At 60.7% G+C, this 11,780-nt stretch carries 14 protein-coding genes and 1 pseudogene; 7 read left to right on the top strand and 8 right to left on the bottom strand.

What is annotated here, in order from left to right:
• Positions 1–56: 56 nt before the first annotated feature.
• Both AC1DNK_RS10045 and AC1DNK_RS10040 read right to left on the bottom strand, forming a co-directional pair.
• Positions 57–965, bottom strand: a complete 909-nt coding sequence (locus AC1DNK_RS10045; RefSeq protein WP_477940760.1) for a CHAD domain-containing protein — start codon at positions 963–965, stop codon at positions 57–59.
• Entirely contained in the window at positions 943–1,431 is a 489-nt protein-coding gene (locus tag AC1DNK_RS10040; RefSeq protein ID WP_112385607.1) for a CYTH domain-containing protein, read from the bottom strand. Before AC1DNK_RS10040 ends, AC1DNK_RS10045 begins: the two co-directional genes overlap by 23 nt.
• Before the next feature lie 151 nt (positions 1,432–1,582).
• Between AC1DNK_RS10040 and AC1DNK_RS10035 the strand changes: the two genes are divergently transcribed.
• From AC1DNK_RS10035 to AC1DNK_RS10020, 4 genes are all read left to right on the top strand, one after another.
• Positions 1,583–2,221 carry a 2-dehydro-3-deoxy-phosphogluconate aldolase gene (locus AC1DNK_RS10035; protein WP_477940758.1) on the top strand — a complete coding sequence of 213 codons (639 nt, stop codon included), beginning with the start codon at positions 1,583–1,585 and terminating at the stop codon, positions 2,219–2,221.
• A 104-nt stretch (positions 2,222–2,325) separates the two neighbouring features.
• A complete protein-coding gene (locus tag AC1DNK_RS10030; protein WP_477940756.1) occupies positions 2,326–3,048 on the top strand; it encodes a tellurite resistance TerB family protein in 723 nt (240 codons plus the stop codon).
• A gap of 63 nt (positions 3,049–3,111) precedes the next feature.
• Positions 3,112–3,801: a GNAT family N-acetyltransferase gene (locus tag AC1DNK_RS10025; RefSeq protein WP_477940754.1), complete on the top strand. Its 690-nt coding sequence runs from the start codon at positions 3,112–3,114 to the stop codon at positions 3,799–3,801.
• Positions 3,798–4,004 carry a hypothetical protein gene (locus tag AC1DNK_RS10020; RefSeq protein WP_477940936.1) on the top strand — a complete coding sequence of 69 codons (207 nt, stop codon included), beginning with the start codon at positions 3,798–3,800 and terminating at the stop codon, positions 4,002–4,004. Before AC1DNK_RS10025 ends, AC1DNK_RS10020 begins: the two co-directional genes overlap by 4 nt.
• 3 nt (positions 4,005–4,007) lie before the next feature.
• Here the strand turns inward: AC1DNK_RS10020 and AC1DNK_RS10015 are convergent, their stop codons facing one another.
• From AC1DNK_RS10015 to AC1DNK_RS09995, 5 genes are all read right to left on the bottom strand, one after another.
• Positions 4,008–5,081, bottom strand: coding sequence for a nickel/cobalt transporter (locus AC1DNK_RS10015; RefSeq protein ID WP_477940752.1), 1,074 nt, complete (start codon positions 5,079–5,081; stop codon positions 4,008–4,010).
• Complete coding sequence (locus tag AC1DNK_RS10010; RefSeq protein WP_477940750.1) at positions 5,075–5,716, bottom strand: DUF1007 family protein; 642 nt, start codon at positions 5,714–5,716, stop codon at positions 5,075–5,077. The genes AC1DNK_RS10015 and AC1DNK_RS10010 overlap by 7 nt, the downstream gene beginning before the upstream one ends.
• Positions 5,717–5,818: 102 nt before the next feature.
• The gene (locus tag AC1DNK_RS10005) at positions 5,819–6,712 is read right to left on the bottom strand and encodes a LysR family transcriptional regulator (protein ID WP_112385600.1); all 894 of its coding nucleotides are present in this window, start codon (positions 6,710–6,712) and stop codon (positions 5,819–5,821) included.
• A gap of 27 nt (positions 6,713–6,739) precedes the next feature.
• Entirely contained in the window at positions 6,740–7,066 is a 327-nt protein-coding gene (locus tag AC1DNK_RS10000; RefSeq protein ID WP_477940748.1) for a type II toxin-antitoxin system PemK/MazF family toxin, read from the bottom strand.
• The gene (locus AC1DNK_RS09995) at positions 7,063–7,278 is read right to left on the bottom strand and encodes an antitoxin MazE-like protein (RefSeq protein WP_310296888.1); all 216 of its coding nucleotides are present in this window, start codon (positions 7,276–7,278) and stop codon (positions 7,063–7,065) included. Before AC1DNK_RS09995 ends, AC1DNK_RS10000 begins: the two co-directional genes overlap by 4 nt.
• Before the next feature lie 552 nt (positions 7,279–7,830).
• Between AC1DNK_RS09995 and odc2 the strand changes: the two genes are divergently transcribed.
• Both odc2 and AC1DNK_RS09985 read left to right on the top strand, forming a co-directional pair.
• Complete coding sequence (gene odc2, locus AC1DNK_RS09990; protein WP_112385599.1) at positions 7,831–8,964, top strand: ornithine/lysine decarboxylase; 1,134 nt, start codon at positions 7,831–7,833, stop codon at positions 8,962–8,964.
• An 88-nt stretch (positions 8,965–9,052) separates the two neighbouring features.
• Positions 9,053–9,643: a GNAT family N-acetyltransferase gene (locus AC1DNK_RS09985; protein WP_477940746.1), complete on the top strand. Its 591-nt coding sequence runs from the start codon at positions 9,053–9,055 to the stop codon at positions 9,641–9,643.
• A 44-nt stretch (positions 9,644–9,687) separates the two neighbouring features.
• Here the strand turns inward: AC1DNK_RS09985 and AC1DNK_RS09980 are convergent, their stop codons facing one another.
• The gene (locus AC1DNK_RS09980; RefSeq protein ID WP_477940745.1) at positions 9,688–10,644 is read right to left on the bottom strand and encodes an NAD-dependent epimerase/dehydratase family protein; all 957 of its coding nucleotides are present in this window, start codon (positions 10,642–10,644) and stop codon (positions 9,688–9,690) included.
• Positions 10,645–10,784: 140 nt separating this feature from the next.
• Here AC1DNK_RS09980 and AC1DNK_RS09975 point away from each other — a divergent pair.
• Positions 10,785–11,780 (top strand): annotated as a pseudogene (locus AC1DNK_RS09975) (serine hydrolase domain-containing protein); the annotation flags it as partial.

The following is an 11,780-nucleotide window of genomic DNA, read 5'->3' as shown; positions in this document are numbered from 1 at the left end:
TGGAAATACAGCTTTCGGCCCGTCAGTGCAATTGCCTGTTGGCGCGGGCGCTCAAGTCACTTTGCCGCTGCGTTCCAGAGGAGCGGGATGCGCCGTGCCTCTTCACCAGGATCGTCGGCAAAGATGGTCTCTGCCATGACCAACGCCTCGCGGCGGTCGTCCTGCTGGCGGTGGATGATCGCATCGAGCAGGCGCGCAAGATCGTCATTGCGGGTGAAGAGCTGCGGCTCGGCCTCTACGAGATCGCTGAGCACGGACAGATCGTGGACGTGTCCCAGACGATCCACCAGCGCCTTCGCCGCATCGCGCTTGGCTTTCATCGCAGTAGGCCAGAGGACGGTCAGGAGTTTATGATTGGCGCGGTAATCCTGCGTTCGCTTGCGCAGTTCATGGAAGGCGCTGTCGGAGGCCTCGCCATGGCAGGCGTCAAGCGCGGCTAGCGCTTTCGCTGCCGTCCGCTCCCATCCCTTGGCAATCAGTTTCGCAGTCTTGTCGCGTTTGCCCGGAAAAGAGAGACCGTCCAGCGCTGCGATCGCCTCTTTCAGAATGCCGCTGGTTTCCAGAAGCTTCGGCTCGATGCCCGCCTCGGCCTCGGTCATCCAGTTCCGTCGGGTTTCTAAGATGATAGCTATCCGCTCGAGTGAGGCGCGCTCGTCGTCATCGCGCGCATGAGATTGCAGATAGCGGACGGTTTCGATCAGCGCTTCGGCATCGCGAATGGTGGAGAGCGCCCTGGCGGCATCCCTTAGCCGGATATTCTCGCGTTTCCGGATTGCGCCCATCTCCCCGGCCACCAGCCGGTAGAGCGAGCGCACCTTTTTCAGGTTCTTTCGGAAGGCGTGGATCGCCTCGTGTGTGCCATCCGGACGCTGTTCGAGCATGCGGATCGCTTCCAGCAGTTCGCCGGTCGCAGCATCCTTGAAGCTATCGGTAAAATCCGCGTCAGGCCGAATGCGGAAGGGCATGGCGGTCGTACTGGTATTCGGTCGCCAGCGCCTGGTTCGAGTAGTGGAAATCGCCGGTGACCTCGCGGCCGAGCCATGAGGGCAGAGAGGGGCTGTCGGTTTCCGCCTTCAGTTCGACTTCTGCAATCACGAGGCCGCGATGGGGGCCGCCAAAGACATCGACTTCCCAGATGAAGCCTTCGTGGGGCACGCGGTAGCGGGTCTTCTCGATGACGATACCGATGGCGTTTTCCATCAGTTCCTCGGCATCGGGGACGGGGATATCATATTCGAATTCGTCGCGCGTCAGGGTGCTGCGGCCGATCTTCATCGTCAGCCGGGCGCTGCTGTCATCGAGGATGCGCACCCGGACGGAACGGTCGTCCATCGAGGCGACGTAAGCCTGCTTGAGAATTGCCTTCGATACGGCCTTGGCGCGCCATCCATCGGTGCGTACCAGAAACTTCCGCTCGATTTCCTTCGCCATTGCCAGTGACCTTTCGTGACGAGGGGCTAAGCTAGCGCAAAAAAATAATGGTTCAAACCCATTTATGCCAAAGATCGGTTTGGTCTCGACAAAGTGTACCCTTGGGCGTATCTCGGAGCCCGAATTTCAATCGTTTCAAAGGATCTTGGCCATGGGCGAAAAGACACAGAAGCTCCTTTCCATCCTCAAGCTTCAGCCGGTCGTTCCGGTGCTCATCATCGACGACGTGAAGTCCGGCGTTTCTCTGGCGCGGGCGCTTGTCGCCGGCGGTCTGAAGGCCATCGAGATCACAATGAGAACCCCGGTTGCGCTCGAAGCCGTGCGCGCCGTTGCCGACGAAGTGGAAGGCGCTGAAGTTGGTGCCGGCACCATCCTTAATGCCGCCCATTGGGAAGCTGCCGTTGCCGCCGGCTCGAAGTTCATCGTCAGCCCCGGCGCGACGCAGGAACTGCTCGATGCCGCCGCCCAGTCTCCCGTTCCGCTGCTGCCAGGCGCAGCAACGGTGAGCGAAGTGATGGCGCTTCGTGAAGAAGGCTATCAGGTCCTCAAGTTCTTCCCGGCCGAGCAGGCCGGCGGCGCTGCCTATCTCAAGGCTCTGTCCTCGCCGCTCGCCGGCATGCTGTTCTGCCCGACCGGCGGCATTTCGCTGAAGAACGCCAATGATTACCTGTCGCTGCCGAACGTTGTCTGCGTCGGCGGCTCCTGGGTTGCGCCGAAGGAGCTGGTTGTCGCGGGCGACTGGGCAGGTATCACCAAGCTTGCAGCCGAAGCTGCAGCGCTGCAGGCCTGACATTTAAGTGATCGCTATTGATGCAGGCGCCTTGCGCCTGCATTTGTATTTACAGTTGCACTTCCTATCTTCATCCCAGCCTTAAAACAGGGAGACGACGGGGAATGTTCGACGCAAAGAAGCTTCTTGATCAGTTTTTGGGATCGCAAATCCCGGGTGTTGGCGGCAGTGTTCGCGATCGCGCGGGCGGTGCGGTGCAGCTCGCCAAGGACAATCCGTGGAAGGCCGGAGCGCTGGCGACAGCCCTTCTCGGCACGAAGACCGGCCGCAGCATTGCCGGCAATGCGCTGACGATCGGCGGTCTGGCCGCGATTGCCGGCCTCGGCTATCAGGCCTACAAGAATTATCAGGCCGGGCAGACGCCTGCCGCTCCTGCGGCGCCCTCACAGCAACCATCGACGCCGCTTGTTCTTGCTCCGCCTGTCGATTCCGGTTTTGGCCCGCAGTCGCCTGCTGCCAGCAATGAGTTCGTGCTGGTGCTGATCCGTGCCATGATCGCCGCTGCCAAGGCCGACGGCCACATCGACGATGGCGAACGTGCGCTGATCATGGGCAAGATGAAGGCCGCTGATGTCAGCGGCGAAGCTGCCGCTTTCATTGAGAAGGAATTGGCCTCGCCAACCGATCTCGACGCGCTTGTTGGCGCTGCCCGGACCGAGGAGCAGAAGGTGGAACTCTATACCGCCTCGCGCCTGACGATCGAGCCGGATTCCCGTGCCGAGCGCGGCTATCTCGATCTGCTGGCGGGCCGTCTCGGTCTTGCCGATGCGCTGGTCGATCATATCGAGGCAACTGTGTCTTCCGCGAAGGTGACGCTGTCACAGTGACAAAGGGGCCGGTTGCCTTTCCGGGGCGGCTGGCCTATCCACTCTTCCACCAGAGGAGTGACCATGCGCGATCTTTCCACCTACAAGGTTTCCGCCCCCGGCTATGTGACGCTGAAGGGCCGCTACGTGACGGTTGAGCCGTTCGTGCGCGAACAGCATCTGCAGGCCTTGTGGGACGGTCTTGGCGGCATGGGCATCAATCCGCTGCTTCTCTATTTCGCACAGGACGATTTCGGCGGTATCGAGGATTTCGGTACGTGGCTCGACAACGCCAAGAAGGGCGGCTGGCTGACGCATATCTTCCGTGACAACGCGACGGGCGAGATCGTCGGGATGGCGAATTACATGCGCGCCGATCCCGCGAATGGCGTTGTCGAAATCGGCGGCGTGGCTCATGGCGCGGGGATGAAGCGTTCACCGCTGTCCACCGAAGCGCATTACCTGATGGCCAAGCATGTTTTCGAGGACCTCGGCTATCGCCGCTACGAATGGAAGTGCGACAACAACAACGAGCCGAGCAAGACGACCGCGGCCCGCTATGGCTTCACCTTCGAAGGCGTCTTCCGTCAGCACATGATCTCGAAGCGCCGCAACCGAGATACCGCCTGGTTCTCGATGATCGACAGCGAGTGGCCGCTGCTCGACGATGCCTTCAAGGCATGGCTGTCGCCAGATAATTTCGATGGAAACGGAGACCAGAAGCGCAAGCTGCAGGACATTCGCGCCGATCTGGAAAAGGAATGGCTGGCATGAGCCCGGAAAGCCGTTCGCAGGCCATTGCCGCAGCCGTCATTCTCCTGGTTGCAGGGCTGGTCATCTATTTCCTGCCGACCCTGGTTTTGTGGATTGGCCAGTATTCGCCGCCCCTCGCCTTTGCGGTCGGTGCGGTCCTGCTGCTTGGTTTCTTCGCGATCTTCTGGCTGCGCGCCCGCTATCAGCGAAACAAGAGCCGCTGAGCGTCAGCCCTGCAGGGAGGCGCCGAGAAGCAGGGCGCCGAAGCAGATGACGAGTATGGCACCGAGAATCTCGATCGCATTGCCGATCCAGACAGATGTCACCGAGCCCCGACCCGCGATGCGAACGGCAGCACCCTTGGCTGTCACGGCAAGCGTTGCGAGGATCGCGACGGTGATCGCCGTGCCGAAGGACATGGCGAGCACGGAAAGCACGCCGCCGAGATAAAGCCCGTTCAGCAGCGAAAAAGTCATGACCAGCAACGCGCCGGAGCAGGGACGCAGTCCGACGGCGATGATCGCCGACCAGGCTTCGCGGATACTGAACGTATCGGAGCCAAGCAATGACGGATCCGGCATATGCGACTGGCCACAGGTTTCGCAGGCCATGCCCGATATGAAATTATGGCCGGCGCTGCGAGCCTGGGTCTCGCCGAATGCGTAGGCGTTCTTTTCCGTCTCGTTATCTTTCCAGTCGAGCATCATGCTGACCGGCCCTTCCGGCGTCGCCACGACTTCGCGTTTCGGCATGCCTGAGATCATCGAGCGTAGCTTGCGGAAGAGAAGCCAGCCGCCGAAGGCAATCACCATGACGAAGCTGGCGATCTCCATGGCATGCGTTGCCTGAGTCAGCGTGATCCCGCTGCCGCGCAACACCAGCCACGCTCCGCCGACGAGCACGACGGCGACGATGCCCTGGATGAAGGCCGAGATGAAGGAGATCACGACGCCGCGGCGAAGCTCGACCTCATTGGCGATCATGTATGACGAGATGACCGCTTTGCCGTGACCGGGGCCGGCGGCGTGAAAGACGCCATAGGAAAAGGACAGGCCGATCAGCGATGTCAACTGCCAGGGATCCTGACGCATCGCCTTCAGGGCGCCGGTCAGTGCTCGGTAGAAGGCCTGCTGTTCATAGTTTACATAGGCAAGAAGAGGTGCAAGCGGGCCGCCGATAGGCTGGAAGCTCGGCTCTGCGGTTCCAATCCCGAGTGGAGACTGCGCGTGCGCGGCGCTGACGGCCACGGCCATCATCAAGGCCGCCGCAGGCAGCAGGAACGGGATGGATCGTTTCAGCATGAGATCTCAAGCCTGGTGGCAAAGAGTTTCGACATGTTTGTGCCGGTCGGATCGTTGAAGAAGGCGTCGGTCAGGGATTGCTTGTTTTCTGAAATGACCTGGTCGGGGTCGGGGCGCAGAACATCGTGCTTGCACCCCTTGAAGCCATCGCCGACCAGTACGAGTTCGTTGTCGGACGGAAAGTCGATCGAAGTGTAGAGCGTTGGATCGTAGACGCCGAAGGTCAACTTGCTTTTCAGCGGCATCGGCTGCGAAGGCTTGACTGCAAAGAACATCAGCAGCTGGCCCTCCTTGTAATCGACATGGATGATGTCGGGCTTCTCGACCGTGACGTTTTTCCCATCGACGGTCATGTTCATGTAGTAGTCGTAGTCGGCCAGCGACTCCCGCACCGTCTTGCCGACTTCGGCAAGCTCGTTCGGCTCAAGCTTCAGGTCGGTGTTCTTGTCGAAATCCATGACGACGGACGATGAGAAGACCTCGTCGAAGCGCCAGATGTTTCTCAGCTCCTGGATCGTGCCATCCGGTGCTGCGACCACCTCGAGCCGGGCCTCCACGAAGATGTGCGGATGCGCCATGGCTGCGACGGGCGCGAGTGCCAGCAGGCCGGCGATCGGAAGCGTGGATTTTTTCATGCGTCGGCTTATCGCTCTGCCCAAATCGGTTGCAGTTTTCTTGCCTGACAATGGGACGGAATTGGGACCGGTCTCAAGGTGGCAAAGTGAATCAGCCGCCGTTCAGCTATGCTTCTTGAACCAGCCGTGCAGGTAATCGACGAAGATGCGGACCTTGGCCGGGAGATAGCGCCGGTGCGGATAGACGGCGTAAATGCCGCGATCGGTGGGGATATAGTCGTTGAACAGCGTCACCAGACGACCGTCCTCGATCGGCTTGCGGGCGATGAAATCAGGGATCAGCGCGATGCCGAGGCCTGACAGCGCTGCGCGTAATGTCGCATGCGGGCTGTTCACCTCCATTGGTCCGGAGACGGCGACGGTAAATGTCGTGCTGTCCGGATTGTAGAAGTGGATGCTCGCCTGCGTGCGTGAATTCCGATCGACGATGAAGGGTACATTGGCGAGATCGGACGGATGCTCGATATCAGGATAGCGCTCCAGAAATTCCGGCGTCGCGCAGATATGGACGCGGAAATCCGAAATCTTGCGGGCGATCATGCCGGAGTCTTCGAGCTTGGTGACGCGGATCGCCAGATCGAAGCCCTCCTCGATCAGATCGACGAAGCGGTCGTCGGCGGCGATCTCCAGCTGCAGATCCGGATTTTCCTTGGCGAAATCGATGAGGCACTGGCCGACATCGGCATCGACGAAAGTGCGTGGAACCGAGATTTTCAGGCGGCCCTTCAGCTGTGCATTGTTCTCGCGGACGAGATCGGCGAGATTGTCGATCTCCTTCAGGATGTCGGACGCTGTCCGGTAGTAGGTATGGCCGGCCTCGGTCATCGAGAACTGGCGGGTGGTGCGGTTTAGCAGCAGCGCGCCGAGCTCGTCTTCCAGTTCCCGGACATATTTGGAAAGCAGCGCCTTGGAGCGGCCAGTCCGGCGCGCGGCGGCGGAAAAGCCTTCGGCTTCGACGACATCGATGAAGGCACGTATGCGGGTGAGCGTGTCCATGTGTCTTTTTATCCAAGTTCTATAAGGTCAATCTACGAGACCGAGAAGGAATGCAAGCGCGGCATCAAGCTGGCGCAGCTCGGTTTCGGTCATGTGTCCGACGATCTTTCCGACTTTCTCTCGCGGCACGCCGATAATCTTGTCGGTCATGATCTGAGAACGAATTCGCAAACCCGTTCCCTCGGCCGCATCCAGAATCGGCCGAAAATCAGATTCCACGATTGTTGAACTGATCGGACAGACGACGACAGAGGCATGTTCCTGGGAAATGGCGTTGGTTTGCACAACGACCGCGGGCCTAGGCTTTCCATAATCGCCGGATATCGCGATCGTGACGATGTCGCCACGTTTCATTCCGGCCATGTCCAACCACGGAGGTCGGCAGCTGCCTCAATCCACTCCAGAACTTCCCGCTCATCATCCTTGTTAAGAGCGGCGACCTGCTTTGCAATACGCCTTCTCACTTCGGGAGAGCGGGCATCGAGCGCAACGATGCGCACTTCGCGAAGGTGGTTGGCCTTCCGCCGCTCTCTCATCGCCTTCATGCGCTCTGCGGCGGCCGACATTGGCACTTCCTCCGATTTTTCCAAGGATAAGTGTAACGCGTGACGCCTCGGCACGCAATTCGGCGCATTTTTCGCGGCTTTGATTTTTTGCGGCAGGGGTCAAAAAAATTCTTGATTATGACGACGAATATTCTTATCTCGTCCTCAGCCCAAAGTCGCACGTGCCCATGGGTGTCCGCCGAACCCTCGAATTGGTGAGGAAATCGGTAAGGTACCTGGAATTAACCCCTCCAGTCGCTATTCCGGCCAACCGGAAAATGCGAGGACGCCTGAAGCAACGACGGTGCGGGCCTTTTTGTTCTCTCCCTGCTTTCCATCAGCGGGGGTTACTGAAGAGGCACACCTTCATTGCCGGAAGTGCGGTAGGGAACCCCCTCCAATCCATGGCAGACAAAGCCGAATCCATGTCGCGCATGCGGCGTCGATTCATCATTTGCGCATCGAGCGCTTGCTATGGTTCCGGGGTCTCCACCGGCTGGTTCCAATGCGAGTTCCCGTATGCCCTTTGTCCTCCGGTTTTTACCGGAGCTCTGGAATTGAAAAGGGATTGACATGACCACTCAGCGCATCCGCGACTTTCTCGCAACCCGACGTCCCGACGGTCCCTGCCTCGTGGTCGACCTCGATGTCGTGCGTGACAACTTCTCCGCTTTCCGCCACGCCATGCCGGACAGCGCCATCTACTACGCCGTCAAGGCAAACCCGGCTCCTGAAGTCCTTAAGCTGCTCGCCGACATGGGCTCCAACTTCGATTGCGCGTCCGTCGCCGAAATCGAAATGGCGCTGAATGCCGGTGCGACCGCTGCCCGCATTTCCTACGGCAACACGATCAAGAAGGAACGCGACGTTGCCCGCGCGCATGCGCTCGGCGTCAGCCTCTTCGCCGTCGACAGCCACGAGGAAGTCGAGAAGATCTCGCGTGCCGCTCCTGGCGCCCGCGTATTCTGCCGCGTTCTGACCGATGGCGAAGGCGCCGAATGGCCGCTGTCGCGCAAGTTCGGCTGCGTTCCGCAGATGGCTGTCGACGTTCTCGTCTACGCTCACCAGCTCGGTCTCGAATCCTATGGCGTTTCGTTCCACGTCGGCTCGCAGATGACCAAGGTCGATGCCTGGGATTCGGCTCTTGCCGATGCCAAGCGCGTCTTCGTTCAGCTGGCCAAGCAGGGTATCCACCTGCAGATGGTCAACATGGGCGGCGGCTTCCCGACCAAGTACCTGCGTGACGTTCCGACGGCGGAAGCCTATGGCCGTGCGATCTACCAGAGCCTTCGTGACCACTTCGGCAACAACCTGCCGAAGACGATCATCGAGCCTGGCCGCGGCATGGTCGGCAATGCCGGCGTCATCAAGACGGAAGTCGTGCTGATCTCGAAGAAGTCGGACAACGACGCTGCCCGCTGGGTGTTCCTCGACATCGGCAAGTTCGGCGGCCTGGCCGAAACGATGGACGAAGCCATTCGCTACCCGATCCGCACCGAGCGCGACGGCGACGAGATGGAGCCTTGCGTGATCGCCGGCCCGACCTGCGATTCCGCTGACGTGCTGTACGAAAAGAATCTCTACCCGCTGCCGCTCACTCTTTCGATCGGCGACGAGATCCTGATCGAAGGCACCGGCGCCTACACGACGACCTACTCGGCGGTCGCGTTCAACGGCTTCGAGCCGCTGAAAGCCTATATTATCTGATCTAGCTCGCCCCGTAGCCAGCCGGGGCGGCAAACTCACAATTCCTTTTCATCGCCGCTAACTACGGTATTGGGTACGGGAGGCCACGATGGCCGCTGTTCTTGATTCTGTCCGCGCATTCTTTGCGCCCTCTGTTTTCACCATCGACGCCGAAAATCCCTCGGATGTCGTAGCCCGCGAGAATTTGCTCGACCGCGCCATGGGTCCGAACCGCCGCAAGAAGTCGTCGGAAAAGATCCGCCGCGGCCGTATTCCGGCCGAAGGTCTGGCTTTGGTCGCCCGCGATGGCGACGGCCATGTCATCGGCACTGTCCGTCTCTGGAATGTCGAAGCCGGCGTCAACAGCGAAGGCACGCCGATCAATGCGCTGCTGCTCGGCCCGCTCGCCGTCGATGCCGCCTATGAAGGCAAGGGCATTGGTGCGGCGCTGATGCGCGCTGCAATTCTCGAAGCCAAGAACCGTCAGCACGGCGCGATCCTGCTGGTCGGCGATGCGGCCTATTACGAGCGCTTCGGCTTCTTTGCCGAGGGCGCCCGCCATCTCGTCATGCCCGGCCCGTTCGAACGTTCGCGCTTTCTGGCGCTTGAACTCGTCGAAGGCTGGCTTGACGGCGCAGCCGGCATGATCGTTCCCACGGGGCGCATGCTGACGAGCGCGTCGGTCCGGAAGGCGGCCTGACCGGTAACAAGCCTCTCTCCCGAAAGGAGAGGGCTTCTTTTGTTTCAGCCCTTGATCTTGCCCTTGTCGATCAGCCAACCGACTGACTCCTGGACGGCTTCAAGCGAGCTGTAGCGCGGCCGGAAATCCAGAGTATGCCGGGCCTTTGCCATCGAGCAGTTCGGGCTGCGGGCGATATGTTCCCATGTCGCCTTGGCATCCTCGGGCGTCTCATCTGCCTTCCACGCATCATACGGTTTGTAGGCCAGGTTCGGCTCATGGCCGAACCAGCGATACATCGCTTCGGCATAGCCGCGCAGTGTCAGCGCCTGTTCGGAAACGGCATGGAAAGCCTCGCCGGTCGAAGCGCGCCAATTGCCGATCGCCGCCATGAAGAGTGCCGCGATGTCATCGGCGTGAACATGGTGCACCGTTTCCAGGCCGAAATTGGCGAGCGTCAGCTGCTCGCCGCGGGCGATGGTCTGGAAGGCTGCGAGGTTGAAATGCCCGGCCGGATTAAGTGGCGCCCAGCCGCGGCCGACGATATGGCCGGGATGGATGAGCGTCACCGGTAGACCGCGGAGCTTCGCGGCTTCCAACAGATAGTCTTCGATCGCCTTCTTCTGGATGCCGTATTCGCCGAAGGGAGCTTTCGGCGCGTCTTCGCGTGTCGGCACGGCAAGCGAATGGCCATGCGTCCAGATCGTGCCGGTGTGCAGCAGGTGGCCGATATGGCCATTCAGCGCTTCGCCGAGTTCGCGGGCGCTATCAAGGGTGAAACAGATCTTGTCGATGACGATATCCGCCTTCAGGGCGCGGATTGCCCGGCCAAAGCTGCCGTCGCGCTCAAGTGCGGCGCGGTCCATCTGCCTGGTCTCGACGCTCTTCCAGGCCGCGTGGGGCAAATAGGGCTCTGAAGTGCCGCGGCTGACCGCGATGACCTCGTGGCCCGCCTCCACTAGCCGCGGCACCAGATAGGTGCCGACGTGACCCGTTGCTCCGATAACGACGACGCGTGCCATGAACTTCTCCTCCATCCATCCGGCCGGGACTATGTCGCGCGGGACATACTGGGGGCAAGAGGCTTGATAACGTTTCACGTCCGCGTGAGGCGGTTCGGCTTGGTGGTGATTTTCTACGCTGATGGCCCTAGGTGAAGGGCATGCTCAGAATTATCGCCGCCGCCCTCATTGTCATCGCCATACCGCTTGCCGCTTTCGCGGAAGACAAGCCGCTGGCGGGGTTGCTCGATAGTCTCGGTAACAGGCAGGAACTGGTGCCGTTGAAGACGGTCGTGATTGCCAGAAATGGCGAGATCGTTGCCGAGCAGGGCTATCGTGGCCACACGACCTCCGAATCCGCGAATATCAAATCGGCTTCGAAGTCGATCATCTCGGCTCTGGTCGGGATCGCCATCTCGAAGGGCCTGCTGGAAGGGCCGGATCAGAAGATCGCGCCGATCCTCAACGCCGATCTCCCTGATAACCCCGATCCCAGGCTCAATGACATCACCATCGGCAATCTGCTCTCGATGCAGGCAGGACTTGGGCGGATGTCGGGGCCGAACTATGGGCGCTGGGTCTCCAGCCGCAACTGGGTTCGCTTCGCGCTGGCCCAGCCTTTCGATGACGAGCCGGGCGGCCAGATGCTCTATTCAACGGCATCGACGCACCTGCTCTCGGCAATCCTCACGAAAGTCGGCGGCAAGTCCACTTTGGCCCTGGCGCGTGAGTGGCTGGAGCCTGTTCAAGGTTTCCGCATCGGCGCATGGGAGCGGGATCCGCAGGGCATCTATCTCGGCGGCAATCAGATGGCGATGAGTGCCCGATCGCTGCTGGCCTTCGGCGAGCTGTACCGCAATGGCGGCAAGACGGGCGGCGGTGTGCAGGTCGTACCCGCGGAGTGGATTGCCCAGTCGTGGCAGAACCGCACCAATTCGCGCTTCTCCGGGGATGGCTACGGCTATGGCTGGTTCGAGCGGCAGATCGGTGGGGAGACGGTCCATTTTGCCTGGGGCTATGGCGGGCAGATGCTCTACATCGTTCCATCGCTAAACCTGACGGTCGCCATGACCTCGGCGGAAAGCGGCCCTTCAGCGCGTAACGGCTATCGTGACGCGCTGCATGACCTGCTGGCGGACATCATCGAGACGGCGAAG

Source organism: Rhizobium sp. 01N424 (genome assembly GCF_056399485.1).
This window is presented reverse-complemented; position numbering and strand designations above follow the sequence as displayed.

What these genes read in the sequence shown, in the direction of transcription:
- AC1DNK_RS10045 (WP_477940760.1), bottom strand. Translation starts at nt 965, where the DNA reads ATGCCCTTCCGCATTCGGCCTGACGCGGATTTTACCGATAGCTTCAAG.
- AC1DNK_RS10040 (WP_112385607.1), bottom strand. Translation starts at nt 1,431, where the DNA reads ATGGCGAAGGAAATCGAGCGGAAGTTTCTGGTACGCACCGATGGATGG.
- AC1DNK_RS10035 (WP_477940758.1), top strand. Translation starts at nt 1,583, where the DNA reads ATGGGCGAAAAGACACAGAAGCTCCTTTCCATCCTCAAGCTTCAGCCG.
- AC1DNK_RS10030 (WP_477940756.1), top strand. Translation starts at nt 2,326, where the DNA reads ATGTTCGACGCAAAGAAGCTTCTTGATCAGTTTTTGGGATCGCAAATC.
- AC1DNK_RS10025 (WP_477940754.1), top strand. Translation starts at nt 3,112, where the DNA reads ATGCGCGATCTTTCCACCTACAAGGTTTCCGCCCCCGGCTATGTGACG.
- AC1DNK_RS10020 (WP_477940936.1), top strand. Translation starts at nt 3,798, where the DNA reads ATGAGCCCGGAAAGCCGTTCGCAGGCCATTGCCGCAGCCGTCATTCTC.
- AC1DNK_RS10015 (WP_477940752.1), bottom strand. Translation starts at nt 5,081, where the DNA reads ATGCTGAAACGATCCATCCCGTTCCTGCTGCCTGCGGCGGCCTTGATG.
- AC1DNK_RS10010 (WP_477940750.1), bottom strand. Translation starts at nt 5,716, where the DNA reads ATGAAAAAATCCACGCTTCCGATCGCCGGCCTGCTGGCACTCGCGCCC.
- AC1DNK_RS10005 (WP_112385600.1), bottom strand. Translation starts at nt 6,712, where the DNA reads ATGGACACGCTCACCCGCATACGTGCCTTCATCGATGTCGTCGAAGCC.
- AC1DNK_RS10000 (WP_477940748.1), bottom strand. Translation starts at nt 7,066, where the DNA reads ATGAAACGTGGCGACATCGTCACGATCGCGATATCCGGCGATTATGGA.
- AC1DNK_RS09995 (WP_310296888.1), bottom strand. Translation starts at nt 7,278, where the DNA reads ATGTCGGCCGCCGCAGAGCGCATGAAGGCGATGAGAGAGCGGCGGAAG.
- odc2 (WP_112385599.1), top strand. Translation starts at nt 7,831, where the DNA reads ATGACCACTCAGCGCATCCGCGACTTTCTCGCAACCCGACGTCCCGAC.
- AC1DNK_RS09985 (WP_477940746.1), top strand. Translation starts at nt 9,053, where the DNA reads ATGGCCGCTGTTCTTGATTCTGTCCGCGCATTCTTTGCGCCCTCTGTT.
- AC1DNK_RS09980 (WP_477940745.1), bottom strand. Translation starts at nt 10,644, where the DNA reads ATGGCACGCGTCGTCGTTATCGGAGCAACGGGTCACGTCGGCACCTAT.